The 18,275-nt window shown below is 61.9% G+C and carries 18 protein-coding genes; 2 read left to right on the forward strand and 16 right to left on the reverse strand.

The features are described from left to right. Positions 1 to 5: 5 nt before the first annotated feature. From ureC to ACQ7C1_RS13155, 16 genes are all read right to left on the reverse strand, one after another. Positions 6 to 1,718 carry an urease subunit alpha gene (gene ureC, locus ACQ7C1_RS13080; RefSeq protein ID WP_430958562.1) on the reverse strand — a complete coding sequence of 571 codons (1,713 nt, stop codon included), beginning with the start codon at positions 1,716 to 1,718 and terminating at the stop codon, positions 6 to 8. 6 nt (positions 1,719 to 1,724) lie between these two features. Continuing rightward, the gene (locus ACQ7C1_RS13085) at positions 1,725 to 2,129 is read right to left on the reverse strand and encodes a PIN domain-containing protein (RefSeq protein ID WP_430958563.1); all 405 of its coding nucleotides are present in this window, start codon (positions 2,127 to 2,129) and stop codon (positions 1,725 to 1,727) included. Continuing rightward, on the reverse strand, positions 2,116 to 2,382 hold the full coding sequence (locus ACQ7C1_RS13090; RefSeq protein WP_430958564.1) for an AbrB/MazE/SpoVT family DNA-binding domain-containing protein: 267 nt from the start codon (positions 2,380 to 2,382) through the stop codon (positions 2,116 to 2,118). The genes ACQ7C1_RS13085 and ACQ7C1_RS13090 overlap by 14 nt, the downstream gene beginning before the upstream one ends. An 11-nt stretch (positions 2,383 to 2,393) precedes the next feature. After that, positions 2,394 to 3,047 (reverse strand): Urease operon accessory protein, encoded by a 654-nt coding sequence (locus tag ACQ7C1_RS13095; RefSeq protein ID WP_430958565.1) that lies wholly within the window; start codon positions 3,045 to 3,047, stop codon positions 2,394 to 2,396. A gap of 1 nt (position 3,048) precedes the next feature. Continuing rightward, a complete protein-coding gene (locus ACQ7C1_RS13100) occupies positions 3,049 to 3,456 on the reverse strand; it encodes a lysozyme inhibitor LprI family protein (protein WP_097600664.1) in 408 nt (135 codons plus the stop codon). A 17-nt stretch (positions 3,457 to 3,473) separates the two neighbouring features. Next, positions 3,474 to 3,779 carry an urease subunit beta gene (locus tag ACQ7C1_RS13105; protein WP_003542314.1) on the reverse strand — a complete coding sequence of 102 codons (306 nt, stop codon included), beginning with the start codon at positions 3,777 to 3,779 and terminating at the stop codon, positions 3,474 to 3,476. A gap of 10 nt (positions 3,780 to 3,789) precedes the next feature. Then, the gene (locus ACQ7C1_RS13110) at positions 3,790 to 4,041 is read right to left on the reverse strand and encodes a DUF1272 domain-containing protein (RefSeq protein WP_430958566.1); all 252 of its coding nucleotides are present in this window, start codon (positions 4,039 to 4,041) and stop codon (positions 3,790 to 3,792) included. 9 nt (positions 4,042 to 4,050) lie between these two features. Continuing rightward, a complete protein-coding gene (locus ACQ7C1_RS13115; RefSeq protein WP_064695492.1) occupies positions 4,051 to 4,353 on the reverse strand; it encodes an urease subunit gamma in 303 nt (100 codons plus the stop codon). Positions 4,354 to 4,381: 28 nt separating this feature from the next. Next, positions 4,382 to 5,203 carry an urease accessory protein UreD gene (locus tag ACQ7C1_RS13120; RefSeq protein ID WP_085779182.1) on the reverse strand — a complete coding sequence of 274 codons (822 nt, stop codon included), beginning with the start codon at positions 5,201 to 5,203 and terminating at the stop codon, positions 4,382 to 4,384. A gap of 151 nt (positions 5,204 to 5,354) precedes the next feature. After that, complete coding sequence (urtE, locus tag ACQ7C1_RS13125; protein WP_097600743.1) at positions 5,355 to 6,050, reverse strand: urea ABC transporter ATP-binding subunit UrtE; 696 nt, start codon at positions 6,048 to 6,050, stop codon at positions 5,355 to 5,357. An 18-nt stretch (positions 6,051 to 6,068) separates the two neighbouring features. Next, on the reverse strand, positions 6,069 to 6,587 hold the full coding sequence (locus ACQ7C1_RS13130; protein WP_097600667.1) for a hypothetical protein: 519 nt from the start codon (positions 6,585 to 6,587) through the stop codon (positions 6,069 to 6,071). A 76-nt stretch (positions 6,588 to 6,663) separates the two neighbouring features. Then, complete coding sequence (urtD, locus tag ACQ7C1_RS13135; protein WP_085779184.1) at positions 6,664 to 7,419, reverse strand: urea ABC transporter ATP-binding protein UrtD; 756 nt, start codon at positions 7,417 to 7,419, stop codon at positions 6,664 to 6,666. A 6-nt stretch (positions 7,420 to 7,425) separates the two neighbouring features. Beyond that, on the reverse strand, positions 7,426 to 8,589 hold the full coding sequence (gene urtC / locus ACQ7C1_RS13140; protein ID WP_430958567.1) for an urea ABC transporter permease subunit UrtC: 1,164 nt from the start codon (positions 8,587 to 8,589) through the stop codon (positions 7,426 to 7,428). After that, complete coding sequence (gene urtB, locus ACQ7C1_RS13145) at positions 8,586 to 10,211, reverse strand: urea ABC transporter permease subunit UrtB (protein ID WP_430958568.1); 1,626 nt, start codon at positions 10,209 to 10,211, stop codon at positions 8,586 to 8,588. The genes urtC and urtB overlap by 4 nt, the downstream gene beginning before the upstream one ends. Positions 10,212 to 10,322: 111 nt before the next feature. After that, a complete protein-coding gene (gene urtA / locus ACQ7C1_RS13150; RefSeq protein ID WP_097600669.1) occupies positions 10,323 to 11,615 on the reverse strand; it encodes an urea ABC transporter substrate-binding protein in 1,293 nt (430 codons plus the stop codon). 179 nt (positions 11,616 to 11,794) lie between these two features. Beyond that, positions 11,795 to 13,699 carry a phosphatase PAP2 family protein gene (locus ACQ7C1_RS13155; protein WP_430958569.1) on the reverse strand — a complete coding sequence of 635 codons (1,905 nt, stop codon included), beginning with the start codon at positions 13,697 to 13,699 and terminating at the stop codon, positions 11,795 to 11,797. 178 nt (positions 13,700 to 13,877) lie between these two features. On the opposite strand from ACQ7C1_RS13155, the gene ACQ7C1_RS13160 reads away from it, so the two are divergent. After that, positions 13,878 to 17,261 carry a hybrid sensor histidine kinase/response regulator gene (locus tag ACQ7C1_RS13160; RefSeq protein ID WP_430958570.1) on the forward strand — a complete coding sequence of 1,128 codons (3,384 nt, stop codon included), beginning with the start codon at positions 13,878 to 13,880 and terminating at the stop codon, positions 17,259 to 17,261. After that, the gene (locus tag ACQ7C1_RS13165; RefSeq protein WP_097600672.1) at positions 17,254 to 18,171 is read left to right on the forward strand and encodes a response regulator transcription factor; all 918 of its coding nucleotides are present in this window, start codon (positions 17,254 to 17,256) and stop codon (positions 18,169 to 18,171) included. Before ACQ7C1_RS13160 ends, ACQ7C1_RS13165 begins: the two co-directional genes overlap by 8 nt. Positions 18,172 to 18,275 lie beyond the last annotated feature (104 nt).

Consider the following 18,275-nt stretch of genomic DNA (forward strand, 5'->3'; position numbering starts at 1 on the left):
CTGGCCTAGAACAGGAAATAGCGCTGCGCCATCGGCAGCACCGTCGCGGGCTCGCAGGTCAGCAGTTCGCCGTTCGCCCTGACTTCATAGGTCTCCGGATCGACTTCGATCTCCGGTGTCAGGTCGTTATGGATCATCGACGCCTTGGAGATGCCGCCGCGCGTATTCTTCACCGCCACGAGTTCCTTTGCGACCCCGAGCCGGCCCTTCAGCCCGGCATCGAGCGAGGCCTGGCTGACGAAGGTGACGGAGGAATTGGTGAGGCTGCGGCCATAGGAGGCGAACATCGGCCGGTAATGCACCGGCTGCGGCGTCGGGATCGAGGCATTCGGATCGCCCATAGGGGCGGCGGCAATCGAGCCGCCGAGCAATACCATGTCGGGCTTCACGCCGAAGAAGGCCGGATTCCAGAGAACGAGGTCGGCACGCTTGCCGATCTCGACCGATCCGATTTCATGGCTAAGGCCATGCGCGATTGCCGGATTGATCGTATATTTGGCGATATAGCGGCGGACGCGGAAATTGTCGTTGTCGCCCTTTTCCTCCTTCAGTCGGCCGCGCTGGCGCTTCATCTTATCGGCCGTCTGCCAGGTGCGGATCGCCACCTCGCCGACGCGGCCCATGGCCTGGCTGTCGGACGAAATGATCGAGAAGGCGCCGATATCGTGCAGGATGTCTTCGGCCGCGATCGTCTCCTTGCGGATCCGGCTTTCGGCAAATGCGATGTCCTCGGGAATCGACGGCGACAGGTGATGGCAGACCATCAGCATGTCGAGATGCTCGGCGATGGTGTTGACCGTATAGGGCCGCGTCGGATTGGTGGACGACGGGATGACGTTCGGCTGCCCACAGATCTTGATGATGTCAGGCGCGTGCCCGCCGCCCGCTCCTTCCGTGTGGAAGGCATGGATGGTGCGGCCCTTGATGGCGCCGATCGTATCCTCGACGAAGCCGCTTTCGTTCAGCGTATCGGTGTGGATCATCACCTGCACGTCATATTCGTCGGCGACCGACAGGCAGCAATCGATGGCGCCAGGCGTCGTGCCCCAGTCCTCATGCAGTTTCAGCGAGGTGGCGCCGGCCAACACCATTTCGGTCAGTGCTCCCGGCAGCGAGGCATTGCCCTTGCCGGCAAAGGCAAGGTTCATCGGGAAGGCGTCCGCCGCTTCGATCATACGCGCCAGATGCCAAGGACCTGGCGTGCAGGTGGTGGCGAGCGTGCCATGCGCCGGCCCCGTGCCGCCGCCGAGCATGCAGGTCATGCCAGACATCAGCGCTTCCTCGATCTGCTGCGGCGCGATGAAATGGATATGGCTATCCATGCCGCCCGCGGTGACGATCTTGCCTTCGGCGGCGATAGCCTCTGTGCCCGGGCCGACGATAATGTTGACGCCCGGCTGCATATCGGGATTGCCGGCCTTGCCGATGGCAACGATGCGCCCACCCTTCAGCCCGATATCGGCTTTATAGATTCCGGAATGATCGACGATCACCGCATTGGTGATGACCGTATCGACCGCGCCGTCCGCCCGTGTCACCTGGCTCTGGCCCATGCCGTCACGGATCACCTTGCCGCCGCCGAACTTCACCTCCTCACCATAAGTGGTGAAATCCTTCTCGATCTCGATGAAGAGCTCCGTATCGGCAAGGCGCACCTTGTCGCCGGTGGTCGGTCCGAACATGCCGGCATAGGCGGCGCGCGAAATCTTGTAGGGCATCTTCTTCTACCTCTGGAGTTCTGAGAAATTGGGAGACTTCGATGCGGCCTTGTCGAAGGTCAGGGTCGTACGACAACCGTTCCGCCTGTTGATTTCGCCAATAAGATGATCGGAAAAGTCGCCGGGATATTGGATGAAACTGCTCAATGAGGCCTCCACGATCATCGGCTCCTGAACCGTTACATCGGACATGTGGAGCAGTCTCGTCATGATGTCGGCGATGACTTCCTTGCTGTATTTCAACTTCTGCCGAAGCACCCAGATCGTCTCGACAATGACCACGTGATTGACGAAGAACGGCTCGCGGCTGCCGACGACAGCGTCCCGAACGAGGGAAAGCTGGTCCGGCGTGTCATCGGAAAGGTCCGTGAGAAAGATCCTGAGCAGGATATTCGTATCAATCCCCAACATTCCCCGATCCCGTCGCCATTGCACCGCGAGCCTCCGCGATCCATTTTTCAATGTCTTCGCTGGAGACCGGCTGGTCGCTCTTGAGCACTCCTATCAAGTCGGCGAGACTCTCCCGTAACACGTGGACTTCGAACACACCTTTGGAATTCGCAACGAAGTCAATGCGATCGCCTGCATGGATATCCAGGGATTTGCGCAACGCTGCGGGCAGTGTGATCTGGTTTTTCGATGTGACCTTTGCCGATGTCGCCATAACAAATCTCCTTACATTCTGCTCAAAATGTAAGGCGCTCTCCCAGTTGCTGCAATATCCGCTCCAAGACGTCGAAGCCGCCCTTCCCAGATATAGCGGTCCACCAGCTGCCGTTCGGCCGCAAACGGATGCCATTCCCAGCCGGCGTGACCAAAGCCGGCCAGCATCACCTCGGCCTCGGCATATTTGTCCAGCACATCGGCGATAACGATCATGCCGCTGCTCGGCACCACATAGGGCGCAGGCGCAAAGGCCGAAAGCGAGGCGTCGACGGCCTCGTGGACCGTCTTGCCGATGACGATATGCGCCTTGCCGGTTTCCGCGCAGAAGGCAGCGAACGCATCCGTATAGTCGTCGCAGAAATCATCGAGATCGGGATGCGAGACGGCAAGCGGCGCCCGCATCGCGGCAAATTTTTCCGGGTCGCGCACGCTCCAGATTTCGCGCGCCGAAACAACACCGGGATGGGCGCGCCACTCGGGTGAGCCGAGCATTGCCTTTGCCGGCCGGCCGGTATTGCAGACCGCGACGGCATCCGTGCGGCTGCCGCCAGTGCCGTAGGAACGGCAATCGTTGAAGCGGATGACGAAATCGGCGGCATCGATGGTGCCTGCCTGTCCTTCCCCAATCTCGCCATTGCCGACGATTACGATCTTTTTGATCACCCTAGTTGCTCATCGTGTCTTCGAGCTGTTTCAGCTCTTTCGTGCGTTTATCCGTCTCTTCGGCCAGACATCCGGCAACCAGCATCGGCTCCATCGTGCCGCCGCGGGCCTGAAAGCCGAAGGCATCGCATTCTGCGTCGCGATAGTCGATCCAGGCGCGCTGCGCCTTGACCAGCGCCCTTTCGGCACCCTTCATGTCGCCGTCGAGATCCTTGTCGATCGCCGCCATGGCGGCGCGTGTCTTCTTATATTGTTCGTTCAGCGCCTTGTCGGCAGCCTCATGGCGCGCTTCTTCGCAGGAGGTCATGTCCGATTGCGTCTGCGGATTCTTGCAATCGACATCCTGCGCGGACACACGGCCGGCCACAAACAGCATCGCCGCCCCGATGAGGCAGATATTCAGACGCAATCACCTCTCCCGTTCTTCTAAAGCTTGCCCATCACGAGCTGGCGGAAGCCGTAAACCTCGCGCTTGCCGGAAAGCGGGATCAGCGTCACCGAACGCGTCTGCCCCGGCTCGAAGCGCACGGCCGTCCCGGCCGGAATATCAAGACGTTTCCCGTGCGCCGCCGCGCGGTCGAAGGAAAGCCCGGCATTGGTCTCGGCAAAATGATAGTGGCTGCCGACCTGCACCGGCCGGTCGCCTGTATTAGAAACTTCCAGCGTCACCGTCGGCGCGCCGGCATTGAGTTCGATGTCGCCGCTTGCGGCAATGATCTCGCCCGGAATCATCTCATTCTCCTTAAGCCGCTCTGGGCGCACAGCCCTCGGCCTTCAGCACGCGTTTCGTCGACGCCGAATGTTTGGCGAGCATGGCGGCCGGCCGGATGGGCCTGGCGACGAGATTGCCGCCGCAATTCGGGCAAGTGCCCTTCAGCACGCCGTCCACGCAATCGGCGCAGAAGGTGCATTCGTAGGTGCAGATCCGCGCCTCAGCGCTCTCCGGCGGCAGATCCTTGTCGCAGCATTCGCAATTGGGTCTCAGTTCCAGCATTTTCTCTCCCTACCGAATCGGTTCATGTACGGTGACGAGCTTGGTTCCGTCGGGAAACGTTGCTTCCACCTGCACGTCGTGGATCATCTCGGCAACGCCCTCCATCACCTGATCACGGCCGATCACATGGGCGCCGGCTTCCATCAGCTCGGCGACGGGACGGCCGTCGCGGGCGCCTTCGACGACGAAGTCGCTGATCAGCGCAATCGCTTCGGGATAGTTCAGCTTGACGCCGCGCTCCAGCCGCCGCCGTGCCACCATCGCCGCCATCGAAATCAGCAGCTTGTCTTTTTCTCTCGGAGTGAGGTTCATTGCTTGCCCATCTGCCTCATGCTTCGCTTCATAGATTCCAGACTTTCGGCACAGGCGCACCGTTGCGCAAGACGGAAATGACCGGGATAAGGATTTTTCTCAGCGTAAAACCGTCGGCTGCGGCAAGGCGAACGACGAGCTTGTCGCTCCAGGCACTCGCGCCGCCCATGATCCCTTCGACGAGCGGCCGCACCTTGCCGAGATAGGCTTCAGCCAGCGGACCGGCATAAAGCAGCGTCGCAAAGGCCACCTGCCCGCCGAGCACGGCCTGACGCGCGGTCAATGCCGCGATACCCTCGGAAAGTCTAAGCTCCTCGGCATGGATCAGCCGGCCCGAGCGGCGGATACGCCAGCGGTCACGAAAGAGCCCAGTCTCCACCGCCTCGCCCATTGCCTTGCGGCCGAGCAGCACCGCTTCGACGGCCAGGAATTCGGCGCTTTCGTCGAGATCGACGTCCAGGCGGCGGAAAAGCGCTGCCCTGTCGAAGAGGATCGTTTCCTGCGGAAGCCAGTCGACGCGCGCTCCAACGCCGACTTCGATGCGGGTCGTCACCTCGGCGGTGCCGGCCGACGCCTTGTAGATCTTTTCGCAGGCCTGGGTGGTAACGTCGATCTTCGTGCCGGCACCGGCAACAACGCTCCAGTCCAGCCGATCGCCGCCGGTCAGCCCGCCCGCGGTGTTGATGATGACGGCTTCCATCGAGGCGTCGAAAGTATCAGGCAAGCGGATCTTCGCCGCGCCCTCCTGATAGAGCTCGCGAATACGAGTGCGCCCATCGAGCAGCCTTGCCGCCAGATGCCCCCGTCCCTCCGCTCTTTGCGGTCTGGTACTCACTGCCGCACTCGTCATGTCGTCCTTTCAATCGCGCCACCGCTTTCCATTCACGCGCGCGAATGACGGAAAGCAAGCAATTCCCATGCCGCCCGACAAGGGCTGCGGTCCGCGCAGAAGAGATCAACGAGCCGTCGTTCTCTCTGCCGCAAATTGCGGCATTTGCCGGTCAGACGGTCAGATGGCGGCGAGCCTCCTGCGTATCCAGCGTTTCGGCAAGCCCTTCATGCACGATCTCGCCGCGGTCCATGATGTAGACATAGTCGGCAAGCTCCCGGCAGAAATCCAGATATTGCTCGACAAGCAGGATCGCCATGCCTGTGGAATCGCGGAGATAGCGGATCGCCCGGCCGATATCTTTGATGATCGACGGCTGAATGCCCTCGGTCGGCTCGTCGAGCACGAGAATTTTCGGCCGCGTCACCATGGCGCGCCCGATTGCCAGCTGCTGCTGCTGCCCGCCGGAAAGATCGCCGCCGCGCCGTGACAACATCGATTTCAGCACCGGGAAGAGACTGAAGATATCGTCGGGAATGTTGCGGTCGCGGCGGCCAAGCGGAGCGAAGCCGGTTTCGAGATTTTCCTTGACGGTAAGCAGCGGAAAGATTTCACGCCCCTGCGGCACATAGCCGATGCCCTGCTTGGCGCGGGCAAAGGGCGGCAGGCCGTTCAGTTTTGTATCGTTGAAGGTGACGGTGCCGGCCGACAGCGGATGCTGGCCGGTGACGGCGCGCAGCAGCGAACTCTTGCCGACGCCGTTGCGCCCCAGCACGCAGGTGATCTTGCCCATCTCCGCCTTGATGGAGATGCCGCGCAGCGCCTGCGCCGCGCCATAATGCAGATTTGCGTTCTCGACTGTCAGCATCCGTTCACCCATTCCCCATCAGTTCATCAGACTGCGCCTCAGCGTCTGCAGGGCGTAGTCCTGTTCTTTCGTTCTCTCGCCGCCGGTCTCGGCCACGTCCTCGGCAATGCCGATCAATTGCTGGCGCTCCTGCATGTCGAGCGCCTTTAACCAGAGATCCCGGAACCGGCGGATCGGATCTTCCGGACTGGTGACGTTCTTGGAAGCCCACTCGCCGAAAACCAACACCTCCTCCAGGTCGCCCGGCCGGATGATGCCTTTCATGCGGCTGCGGATAACATCCTTCGCCGCGTCGACATACATCGGCTTCTCCTTGGCAAGGCAGAAGAAAAAGGCCACCGCCGCAATCGCCGGATCGGCAATCGAGGCCAGCGGCGCTACCTCGGCCTGCTTGCGAAACTTCCTGCGCTTATAAGCGCCCCGCATGCGCTCGACGGAATCGATGATCTCGTTTCCCGCCTCGCGCACCATTTTAAAACGCCAATACCAGATGACCGCGCCGCTGAGCGCCGCGACCAGAATACCGAGAAAAGCCATGATGAAACCCCACAGTAAACCCCGCTCGTTTTAGAGCGTCTTCCATTGTCAGGTTCAAGCCTGGAAGTTGCATTCCTCACCTTCCTAGATAATTCTCGATCACCTTCGGATCCGAACTGACGAAATCGATCGATCCCTCCGCCAGCACCGATCCTTCCGCAAGGCAGGTCACCTTGACGCCGAGGTCGCGGATGAAGCCCATGTCGTGCTCAACGACGACGACCGACCGGGTCTTGGCGATATTCTTGAGCAGAATCGCCGTTTCCGCTGTCTCCGCATCCGTCATGCCGGCGACCGGCTCGTCGACGAGCAGCAGCTTCGGCTCCTGGGCAAGCAACATGCCGATCTCCAGCCATTGCTTCTGCCCGTGCGATAGATTGGCAGCCAGTTCGTCGCGGCGGTGGGTCAGCCGCACGGTTTCGAGAATCTCATCGATGCGCGTCCTGTCTTCGCTCGAAAGTCGATAGAACAGCGTCGAGAAGACGGAGCGGCGGCGGTTCAGCGCCAGTTCCAGATTGTCCCAGACTGTATGGCTTTCGAAGACCGTCGGCTTCTGGAACTTGCGGCCGATGCCGAGCTGAGCGATGTCGGCCTCATCCTTCTTGGTGAGGTCGACGGTCCCGTTGAAGAAAACCTCGCCCTCATCAGGCCTGGTCTTGCCGGTGATGATATCCATCATCGTCGTCTTGCCGGCGCCGTTCGGGCCAATAATGGCGCGAAGCTCGCCGGGCTCGATGACGATCGAGAGCGAATTCAGCGCCTTGAAGCCGTCGAAGGAAACGGAGACGCCGCTGAGATAGAGCACGCTGTTGGGTTTGACGTCGGGAATCATGGGCGCTCACTCCGCTGCCTGGATTTTCGCTTCGATGTCATCTTCCTCTGCCGCCGGGGGTACAGCGTCGGTGACGGCCTTCCGTTTGCCGAGTTGGTGCGCGATGGTGCCGACGATGCCCTTCGGCAGGAACAGCGTAACGGCGACGAAGAGACCGCCGAGCGCAAACAGCCAGAACTCGGGGAAGAGACCGGTGAAAATCGTCTTGCCGCCATTGACGAGGATCGCCCCGATGATCGGCCCGATCAGCGTTCCCCGCCCGCCGACCGCCGTCCAGATGACGACTTCGATGGAGTTTGCGGGCGCGAATTCGCCGGGATTGATGATGCCGACCTGCGGCACGTAGAGCGCGCCGGCAATGCCCGCCATCATCGCCGAGACGACGAAGGTGAAGAGCTTGAAATGCTCGACGCGGTAGCCGAGGAAGCGTGTGCGGCTTTCGGCGTCGCGTACGCCGACGAGCACCTTGCCGAACTTTGAGCGGACGATTGCCGAGGCGATCGTCAGCGATAGCGCCAGAAAGATCGCGGTCGCGGCGAAGAGGCTGGCGCGCGTGCCGTCTGCCTGGATGTTGAAGCCGAGGATGTCCTTGAAATCGGTCATGCCGTTATTGCCGCCGAAACCCATGTCGTTGCGGAAGAAGGCAAGCAGCAGCGCATAAGTCATCGCCTGGGTGATGATCGAGAGGTAGACGCCGTTGACGCGCGAGCGGAAAGCGAACCAGCCGAAGACGAAGGCGAGCAAACCAGGCACGAGGAGCACCATCAGCGCCGCGAACCAGAACTGGTCGAAGCCGTACCAGAACCAGGGCAGTTCCTTCCAGTTCAGGAACACCATGAAGTCGGGAAGGATCGGATCGCCGTAGACGCCGCGCGAGCCGATCTGGCGCATCAGATACATGCCCATCGCATAACCGCCGAGCGCGAAGAAGGCGCCGTGGCCGAGCGAAAGGATGCCGCAGAAGCCCCAGACGAGATCGAGCGCCAGCGCCAGCAGCGCATAGGTCAGATACTTGCCAAACAGCGCCATGATGTAGGTCGGGACGTGAAGCGGATGGGTTGGCCCGGTGGCGAGGTTCAGCACCGGCACGAGAATGGCGACCGCCAGCAGCAGGGCGACGGCGATTGTGATCCTGCGATCGAGCGATCGGAGAAGGAAGGCCGTTATCATGCTTCCACCGCCCTTCCTTTGAGTGCGAAGAGCCCGCGCGGACGCTTCTGGATGAACAGAATGATGAGGACGAGCACCAGGATTTTGCCGAGCACGGCGCCGGCGAAGGGCTCAAGGAACTTGTTGACGACGCCGAGCGACAGGGCGCCGACCAGCGTGCCCCAGAGATTGCCGACCCCGCCGAATACGACGACCATGAAGCTGTCGATGATGTAGTTCTGGCCGAGGTTCGGCGAGACGTTATCGATCTGCGAGAGCGCCACACCGGCCATGCCGGCGATGCCGGAGCCGAGCGCGAAGGTGAAGGCATCGACCCAGCCGGTGCGGATGCCCATGGAGGAAGCCATGCGCCGGTTCTGCGTCACCGCCCGCATCTGCAGCCCGAAGGCGGAGCGCTTGAGCAGCATCAGGAGCGTCAGGAATACCACCACAGAGAAGGCGATGATCCAGAGCCGGTTCCAGGTGATGACCAGCCCGCCGAAATCGAAGGCACCGGACATCCAGCTCGGATTGCGGACCTCGCGGTTGGTCGGGCCGAAATAGCTGCGGATCGCCTGCTGCAGGATCAGCGACACGCCCCAGGTGGCAAGCAGGGTCTCCAGCGGGCGGCCGTAGAGATAGCGGATCACCGAACGTTCGATGACGAGACCGACCAGACCGGTGAAGAGGAAGGCAGCCGGCACCGCGAAGGCCAGTGAATAATCGGCAAGCGAGGGGAAGGCCGAGGCGATCGTTTCCTGCACGACATAGGTCGTATAGGCGCCGATCATCACCATCTCGCCATGCGCCATGTTGATGACACCCATGACGCCGAAGGTGATGGCAAGGCCGATAGCGGCCAAGAGCAGCACCGAGCCGAGCGACAGGCCGTACCAGACGTTCTGGACGACGTCCCAGAGCGCCAGGTCACGGTTGATCGAATTGATCTCCGTCTGGATCGCGGGCTTCAGATCGTCGGGCGCATTCGCCATCGCCGTCGTCAGGATCGTCAGCGCATCGCGGCCGCCGCGGGCGGCGATCATATCGATGGCAGCCCGCTTCTCCTCGAGACCGGCATCGCTCTTCAGCACCATCACGGCCCGCGCCGCTTCCATCGTGTTTTTGATCTCGCCATCCTTCTCGGCTGAAAGAGCCGAATTCAGGAGTTCGAGATTGGCAGGATCGGCATCCCTAAGCATGCCCTCGGCCGCAGCGAGCCGCGCCGAGCGATCCGGGCTCAGGAGCGTCAGCTGGCTCATCATCGTCGTGATCGTGGTGCGCAGTGCATTGTTGATCTTGACCTTCGACATCAAGTCGGGATCGACATCGGCAACCGCCTCGCCGGTGATCGGATCGGAATAGGTGGGCTCATCCTCCGTCCCGCCCTGCACGAGCACGGGACCGCCCTCCAAATTGACGTAGAGTTGGCCGTCGCTCAGCTGCTGCAGGATCTGGCTGACATGCGTATCCCCGGAAGCGGCAAGCGCCCGGATGGCCGCGTCGCGCTCGGGAAAGCCGCCGACGCCGAGCGCATCGACGAGAGCGTGCACGTCGTCCTCGGCGCGAAGGCCGGTCCCAGAAAGCGTCAGGCCCGAAAGCATCAGACAAAATGTCAGAAGGAGAATCTGGATGGCGCGAAACATCGGCTCTCTCGCCTTGAGTGTCGTCGGCCTTGCGGCGCAGCGGTAAAGATGGAGCTTCCGCCCGGATCGGCTCCGGACGGAAGTCTTCAGGCTATCAGCGGATGGGTCTCCTCAGGAGCCCTTGCCGCCGCACTTGCCGGTGGCAACGTTGAAGTTGCCGCAGTTCAACGGCTTGCGCCAATCAGAGATCAGGTCCTTGGAGTCCGGCAGATAGTCCGACCATTCGTCGCCGACGACAGCGGGCGTTTGCTGGACGATTTCGAACTGGCCGTTGGCCTGGATTTCACCAATCAGCACCGGCTTGGTGATGTGGTGGTTGGGCATGACGGTGGCATAGCCGCCGGAGAGGTTCGGAACGGTGACGCCGATGATGTTATCGAGAACGGCATCGGTATTGGTGGTGCCGGCGGCCTCGACGGCCTTCACCCAGGCGTTGAAGCCGATATAGGCGGCCTCCATCGGATCGTTCGTCACACGCTTGTCGTTCTTTGTGAAGGCGTGCCATTCCTTGATGAACTTCTTGTTGGCGGGGCTTTCCACCGACTCGAAGTAGTTCCAGGCAGCGAGATGGCCGACGAGCGGCTTGGTGTCGAGGCCGGCAAGCTCTTCTTCGCCGACCGAGAAGGCGACAACCGGAATGTCGGTCGCCTTGATGCCCTGGTTGCCGAGCTCCTTGTAGAACGGCACATTGGCGTCACCATTGATCGTGGAGACCACGGCGGTCTTCTTGCCGGCAGAGCCGAATTCCTTGATCTTGGCGACCTCGGTCTGCCAGTCGGAGAACCCGAACGGCGTGTAGTTGACGAGAATGTCTTCCTTCGGAATGCCCTTGGATTCGAGATAGGCTGCCAGGATCTTGTTGGTCGTGCGCGGGTAGACATAGTCGGTGCCTTCGAGCACGAAGCGCTTCACGCCTTCGGTCTTCATCAGATAGTCGACAGCCGGGATCGCCTGCTGGTTCGGAGCCGCACCCGTGTAGAAGATGTTGCGCGAGGATTCCTCGCCTTCATACTGCACAGGGTAGAAGAGCAGCGAGTTCAGCTCTTCGAAAACCGGCAGCACCGACTTGCGCGAGGACGAAGTCCAGCAACCGAAGACCGCGGCGACCTTGTCCTTTTCGATCAGCTCACGCGCCTTTTCGGCAAAGAGCGGCCAATCGGACGCCGGATCGACGACGACAGCTTCGAGCTTCTTGCCGAGAAGGCCGCCCTTCTTGTTCTGCTCGTCGATGAGCATCAGCATGGCGTCTTTCAGCGTGGTTTCGGAAATTGCCATCGTGCCCGAGAGCGAATGCAGCACGCCGACCTTGATCGTATCGTCGGCGGCAATCGCGCTGCTGAAGGCAGCCGACGCTGTCATGATGGCGCCGAGCGCGGCACCCGTAATCGTGGATTTGAGATTCATATGGTTGATCCCCTCTCTTGTTCCGCAACAGGCCGGAAACGGAATTAACTGTTGCCGAGAGGACTATCGGGTGCTGCAGCGCAAAAACACATACGCAAAATGACGTAGGCGCAGGGGTCGAATGCACAGTCATGACGAGGAGGGCATCCCCGCCGCAGGGGTGCCCGGTCGGTTCGATATTAGCCGTCGATCGTCAAGGTGACCGAACTCGGGCCGTAAGACAGGGTCGCCCTGTGGCCGGAGATGGTGAACTTGCCGAAGGTGCCGGTAATGGCGGCAGCCTTCAGGATTTCGATCTTCGTTCCCGGCGCCGGCGCAAAGCCATGGGCGAGCGCCACGTCAAGATCGCCAGCAAGCGCCGCCTTGCCTGCAACGACCAGCGTGCCGGCGCCATTCGCGCCGAGCGTCGGCTTCGCCGTCGCACTGGCGAGCTGCTGATAGTCGCCGCCCACGGCTAAGGGCCTGTCGGCGGCCACAATGAGCGAACCGCCATTGACCATCAACCCGCCGGCGCCGAGGGCCGAGGGAGAGCCGGCAACCAGCACGCCCTCTTCCAGCACGGTGCCGCCGGCATAGCTGTTGGCGCCGGAAAGACCGAGAATGCCGCTGCCGCGCTTCACCAGTCTGCCCTTGCCGCCGATGTCGTTGCGCCAGGTATCGATCGCATTGAAGCCGCCCTTTGCCGCATCCATCGTCACGGTCACGTCCTGTTCGAAGGCGCCGTAACCGTCGGCGGCGGCAAACAGGTTGAGGCGGCCGTAGCCTTCCGCGTCGTCGAGCAGCGGATAGCCCGAGGCGATTTCCGTTGTACCAAGCACCTCGCGGCGCTGTTCACCATCAAGATAGGGCAGACGGGTTTCCAGAAGCGCTTCGGCGCCCTCCGGCACGCGGGCCGGCTGATCGGTCGCATGGATCGTCGGCAGCCCATAGCTCAGGCGCTGCAGCACATAGGCACGATTGGCTTCGTGATCGGCGAAACGGTCCGCCGAAAGCGGCGCCGCATGGGCGGCGACTTCGAGCGCGCCCGCATCCGCAACACCCGACTTGGCGATCAGCCATGACTGCGCCTGGGCGTAGGCAGCGCTCTTCAGCGCTGAATTGTCGGACTTGTTCAGGTTATAGACGACAGTGGCGGTGCCGAGCATGCGGCCGCCCATCACGTCGAGCGGAGAGTGCATGCCTGCAAGGATGCGGTCTTCACCCATTTCGCTGGCGCGGGCGATCATTTCCTGGAATCGCTGTGGCACCAAATAGGCCATGGCGAGCGCATCCCGCCAGGCTTCCGCCGTATGTCCGCTGGGGAAGCCACCGTCCTCGACCGGCTTGCTGCTTTTGGCGGGCTCGAGTGTCGGGACGACCGAGACGTCCGGGCTCCAGCGATAGGGACGGGCATATTTGAAATAGCGCTTGGCGGGCTCCGTCGAGCCATCGGCGCTTGCGGCATTGATGAAGTCTATGGCGAGCCCCATGTCCGGGTTGGCGTCGGTCTTGTTTTCCGTATCCGCTTTGCTGCCGGCGCCGCGATTGTTGCCCTTGTCGTCATATTTGACCGTCGTCGCGTCGGCCGCCACCTCAGTGATCGTGGTGATCTGCTTGGAACCGGCCTTCCAGGCATCCGTCAGCGGACCGAGACCATCGACGATGCTGGCATTCTTGCCGCGCCGATCGTCAAGATAGGCGGCCACCGCCTGCTCGGCCGTTCGCGCCTGCGTCGCCTTCACGACATAGCCGATATTAGCATCATGGACTGGCCTGTTGACGATCTGGCCGTCGGTCTTGCTGAAGGGAATGCCGTCCCAATCTGTCTTGGCGACTGCAGGGCAATTGTCCTTGGCTGCGGCTTCCACACCGGCATCGACGAAAGGCGTGCGCGGGGTCCAGACTTCGAGGAAGCCGGAGAGAAGATGGACGGCGGCGTTGGTGTCGGCCGTCGAGAAGCAAGCGTCACCGCGCTTGTTGGTGTTTCCGGTCTCGGCATAGGGCGCTTTCGCGCTTGTGGCTTGCTCTGCCGCGGCAAGCGAGGGCACGACCGAAAGAAGGCTGACGAGAGCGGTGCTCAGGCGGCAAAGTTTTGAAACAGACATGAGTATACCCGAAATGGTTTAACGAGTGGCGGTAGGGTTAGAGCGGATATGTGACAGAGCCGTTTCAAAAATATGACTGTTCTGCAAATCCGCCAGTGCTCACCCCTTGCCTTTCCCGTCCATCCCGCCAAAACTGCCGTGGAAACGATGAGCCCAACGAGAGTGCCGGAAAGAGGGCATGACAGCGCGCCAACGCATCATTCCGGTGAGACGCGAATATAATCGCTGGGTCGCCAACCAGACGCTTGAAGACTATGCGCTGCGCTTCACCGCAAAGAGCGCCCGCCATTTTTCGTCTGAGCGCATCTCGCAGACGGCAATCGGCGCGATCTCCTTCCTGGCGCTCGAAGCGATCGGCGGGGCGATCACCCTCTCCTACGGCACCACCAACGCCTTCTACGCCATCATCGTCGCCTCGATCGTCATGCTGGCAATCGGCCTGCCGATCAGCCGCTACGCCATCCGCCACGGCGTCGACATCGATCTTCTGACGCGCGGCGCCGGCTTCGGCTACATCGGCTCGACCATCACCTCGCTGATCTATGCGAGCTTCACCTTCATGCTGTTTGCGATAGAGGCCTCGATCATGTCCGGGGCCCTGGAGCTCACCCTCGGCATTCCGCTATGGATCGGCTACATCATCAGCGCCGTCATGGTGATCCCGCTAGTGACGCACGGCGTGCGGCTGATCAGCAAGTTCCAGCTGATCACCCAGCCCTTCTGGATCGTGCTGAACATCCTGCCCTTCATCTTCATCGCCTTCATGGACTGGGAGAAATTCGATCTCTGGCGCGCCTTTTCCGGCATCCGCCACGCTTCCGGCCCGCCCGGTACCATCGCCGACTTCGATCTGGTGGAGTTCGGCGCCGCCTCCGCCGTCATTCTGGCGCTGATGTCGCAGATCGGCGAGCAGGCCGATTTCCTCCGCTTCCTGCCGCCGGCGCTGCAGCGCAAATGGCGCCATCGCCTAGCCGTCTTCCTTGCCGGACCCGGCTGGGTTATCATCGGCGCGCCGAAGCTGCTTGCCGGCTCCTTCCTGGTCGTGCTCACCTTCACTTCCGGCGTTCCCCTGGACCGCGCCGCCGATCCCGCGCAGATGTACCTCACCGCCTTCGGCTACATGGTTCCCTGGCACAATGCTGCGCTGCTGCTTATGGCCGCCTTCGTTGTCGTCTCGCAGCTCAAGATCAACGTGATGAACGCCTATGCCGGCTCGCTCGCCTGGTCGAATTTCTTCTCCCGGCTGACCCACAGCCATCCCGGCCGCGTTATTTGGCTTGTCTTCAATGTTGCGATCGCCCTGCTGTTGATGGAACTCGGCATCTACCGGCTGCTGGAGGAGACGCTCGGCATCTTCTCGATCATCGCGATGGCTTGGCTCTGCACGATCTCCGCCGATCTCTTCATCAACAAGCCGCTGGGGCTCGCGCCTGCCGGCATCGAGTTCAAGCGCGCCCATCTCTACGACATCAACCCGGTCGGCCTCGGCGCCATGACGCTGTCGGCGACGATATCGCTGATCGCGCACTTCGGCGCTTTCGGCGAGATGGCCGCGTCGCTTGCTCCCTATATCACCCTCGTCATCGCGCTGGCTGCCTCGCCTGCCATTGCCTGGGCGACGAGGGGCAAGTTCTATCTCGCCCGCAAGCCGCGCCAGAGCTGGAAGAATCTGACAAGCATCACCTGCTCTGTCTGCGAGCATCCTTTCGAGCCGGAGGATATGGCCTGGTGCCCGGCCTATGCAGCCCCGATCTGCTCGCTCTGCTGTTCGCTCGACAGCCGCTGCCACGACATGTGCAAGCCGGCCGCGCGTTTCAACGCCCAGGTCGGAACCGTCGCGAGGACGCTGCTGCCGGAGAGCGTTCTGGGCAAGCTGACGACACGCCTTGGCCGCTACGGCATCGCCGTGGCGCTGGCGCTGACCGCCATCGGCGCGATCCTGGCGATGATCGCCCATCAGGTCGCCTCCGCCTCGCCGGAGACGGCAGAGGTGGTCAATCGCACCATTCTGATCGTCTTCTTCGTCTTCTCGGTGATATCAGGCGTCGTCTGCTGGTTCTATGTGCTCGCCCATGATAGTCGCGTCGTCGCCGAGGAGGAATCCTCGCGCCAGAACACGCTGCTGCTCAAAGAAATCGCCGCCCACAAGAAAACCGATGCGGCCCTTCAGAACGCCAAGGAGACGGCCGAGGCCGCCAACCGCGCCAAGAGCCGCTATGTCGTCGGCCTCAGCCACGAGCTGCGCACACCTTTGAACGCCGTGCTCGGCTATGCCCAGATCCTCGAACGCGACGAAACGATCCCGGCGCCGCGCCAATCCGCGATCAAGGTCATCCGCCGCAGCGCCGAACATCTCTCGGGGCTGATCGACGGCCTGCTCGATATTTCGAAGATCGAGGCCGGCCGCCTGCAGGTCTATTCCAACGAGATCAATATCCATGACTTCCTCGACCAGATCGTCGAGCTGTTCCGCCCGCAGGCGCAGGCCAAGGGACTTGTCTTTCTACATGACCGTTCGCCTGTTTTGCCGCAATTCGTCCGCACCGACGAAAAGCGCCTGCGCCAGATCCTCGTCAACCTGCTCTCCAATGCCATCAAGTTCACCGACGAAGGCAGCGTCGCCTTCGATGTCGCCTATCGCAGCCAGGTCGCGACCTTCACCGTCACCGATACCGGCCGCGGCATTGCCGAAAAAGACCTGACACGCATCTACGAACCTTTCCAGCGGGGCGAGGCAGACAGCGTGCGGCCGATGCCTGGCCTCGGCCTCGGCCTCACCATCACCCGGCTTCTGACCAACACGCTCGGCGGCGAGATTGCGGTATCCAGCGTCAAGGACGAAGGTTCGACATTCCGTGTGCGGCTCATGCTCTCCGCCGTCATGCGCGCCGCCGCGCCGCCGCAGGAAAAACGCATCGTCGGTTACGACGGTCCGCGCCGCACCATCGTCGTCGTCGACGATAACGAGGATCACCGCGAGATGATGCGTGAAATCCTGGCGCCGCTCGATTTCATCGTGCTGACGGCGGCAGGCGGCGCCGAATGCCTGACACTGATCGACGGCATCCAGCCCGATCTGTTCCTCGTCGATATACTGATGCCCGGCATGAGCGGCTGGCAGCTTGTCTCGCGTCTGCGTGAGGCCGGTCAGACGGCACCGATGCTGATGCTTTCGGCCAATATTGGCGATGCGGCGGTTCTGAGCGACAGCGACGACAGCCATAATGACGCCATCGGCAAGCCGGTTGACATTCGCCAACTGCGTGACAAGCTTGCCCTGCATCTCGGCCTGAATTGGGTCTATGCCGATGACGCGCCCGCCGCTCCTGCAACGATCGAGGCGCAGCTGCTAGGTCCGGGTGCAGCCCATGTGCAGGAATTGCTACGACTCGGCGAGATCGGTTACATCAAGGGCATCGAAGCCAAGCTTTCGGACCTTGCCAAGGTGGAGGCAAATCGGCCATTCACGGAGGCTCTTCGACCCTATGTGGCCGCCTTCGATCTGGCCGGCTTCATGTCCTTCCTGCACGACTTCGACGAAAAGGTGGAATCCATTGGCTGAGCCGGCCCTCCCCCGCGACATCGTTCTGCTGGTTGACGACTCGCCGGAGGCACTCGGTTTCCTGACGGATGCGCTCGAACAGTCCGGCTTCTCCGTTCTCATCGCCACCTCGGGCACGGCAGCGCTTGGCATCGTCGAGCGCATCACGCCTGATCTGATCCTGCTCGACGCTGTGATGCCTGTGATGGATGGCTTTGAGACCTGCCGCAGGCTGAAGGCAAATGCCGCCGTCGGCCAGGTGCCGGTGATTTTCATGACCGGCCTGACGGAGACCGAGCATGTCGTGCACGCGTTGGAATCCGGCGGCGTCGATTACCTCACCAAACCGATCAACATCGACGAACTGCGCGCCCGCATCCGCGTCCATCTGCGCAATGCCCGCTCGGCCCAGAGCGCCCGCGTTGCGCTGGACGCTGCCGGCCGTCACCTGCTGGCGGTCAAGGGCGATGGTGCGATCCACTGGTCGACGCCGCAGGCAACGCGGCTCGTCAATGCCGCCATGGGCAGTGACGACGGCATTGAGATCGTCGTCCGTCATATTGCCGGCTGGATGCGCGACCGCGCAGGCGCGGGACGAGACGGCATCATCTCAATCACCCATGCCGGCCAGGCAGCGCTGCAGCTTGCCTTCCTTGGCGCGATCGGCCCGGATGAATATCTCTTCCGCCTCACCGCCGCCAGCCACCGTAGCGACGACGAGATGCTGCGCCAACGTTTTTCGCTCACCCAACGAGAATCCGAAGTGCTGCTCTGGATCGCCAAGGGCAAGGCCAACCGTGACATCGGCGAAATACTGGGTTTGTCGGCGCGCACCGTGAATAAGCACCTCGAACAGATCTACGTGAAACTCGGGGTAGAGAACCGCGCATCGGCCGCCGTGAAGGCGACTCATGTGCTGCATGAGATGTGATGGATAGCGGAAGGCGTTCCGTGGATCACGTCTCCTCCACCGCACCGCTGACAGGCGGCGACAGTACCACTTTCTCAATCCGGCCAAGCCAGCGCCGCTTCACC

The organism is Rhizobium sp. Nf11,1 (genome assembly GCF_050587665.1).
In the GTDB taxonomy this organism is placed as follows: Bacteria; Pseudomonadota; Alphaproteobacteria; order Rhizobiales; family Rhizobiaceae; genus Rhizobium.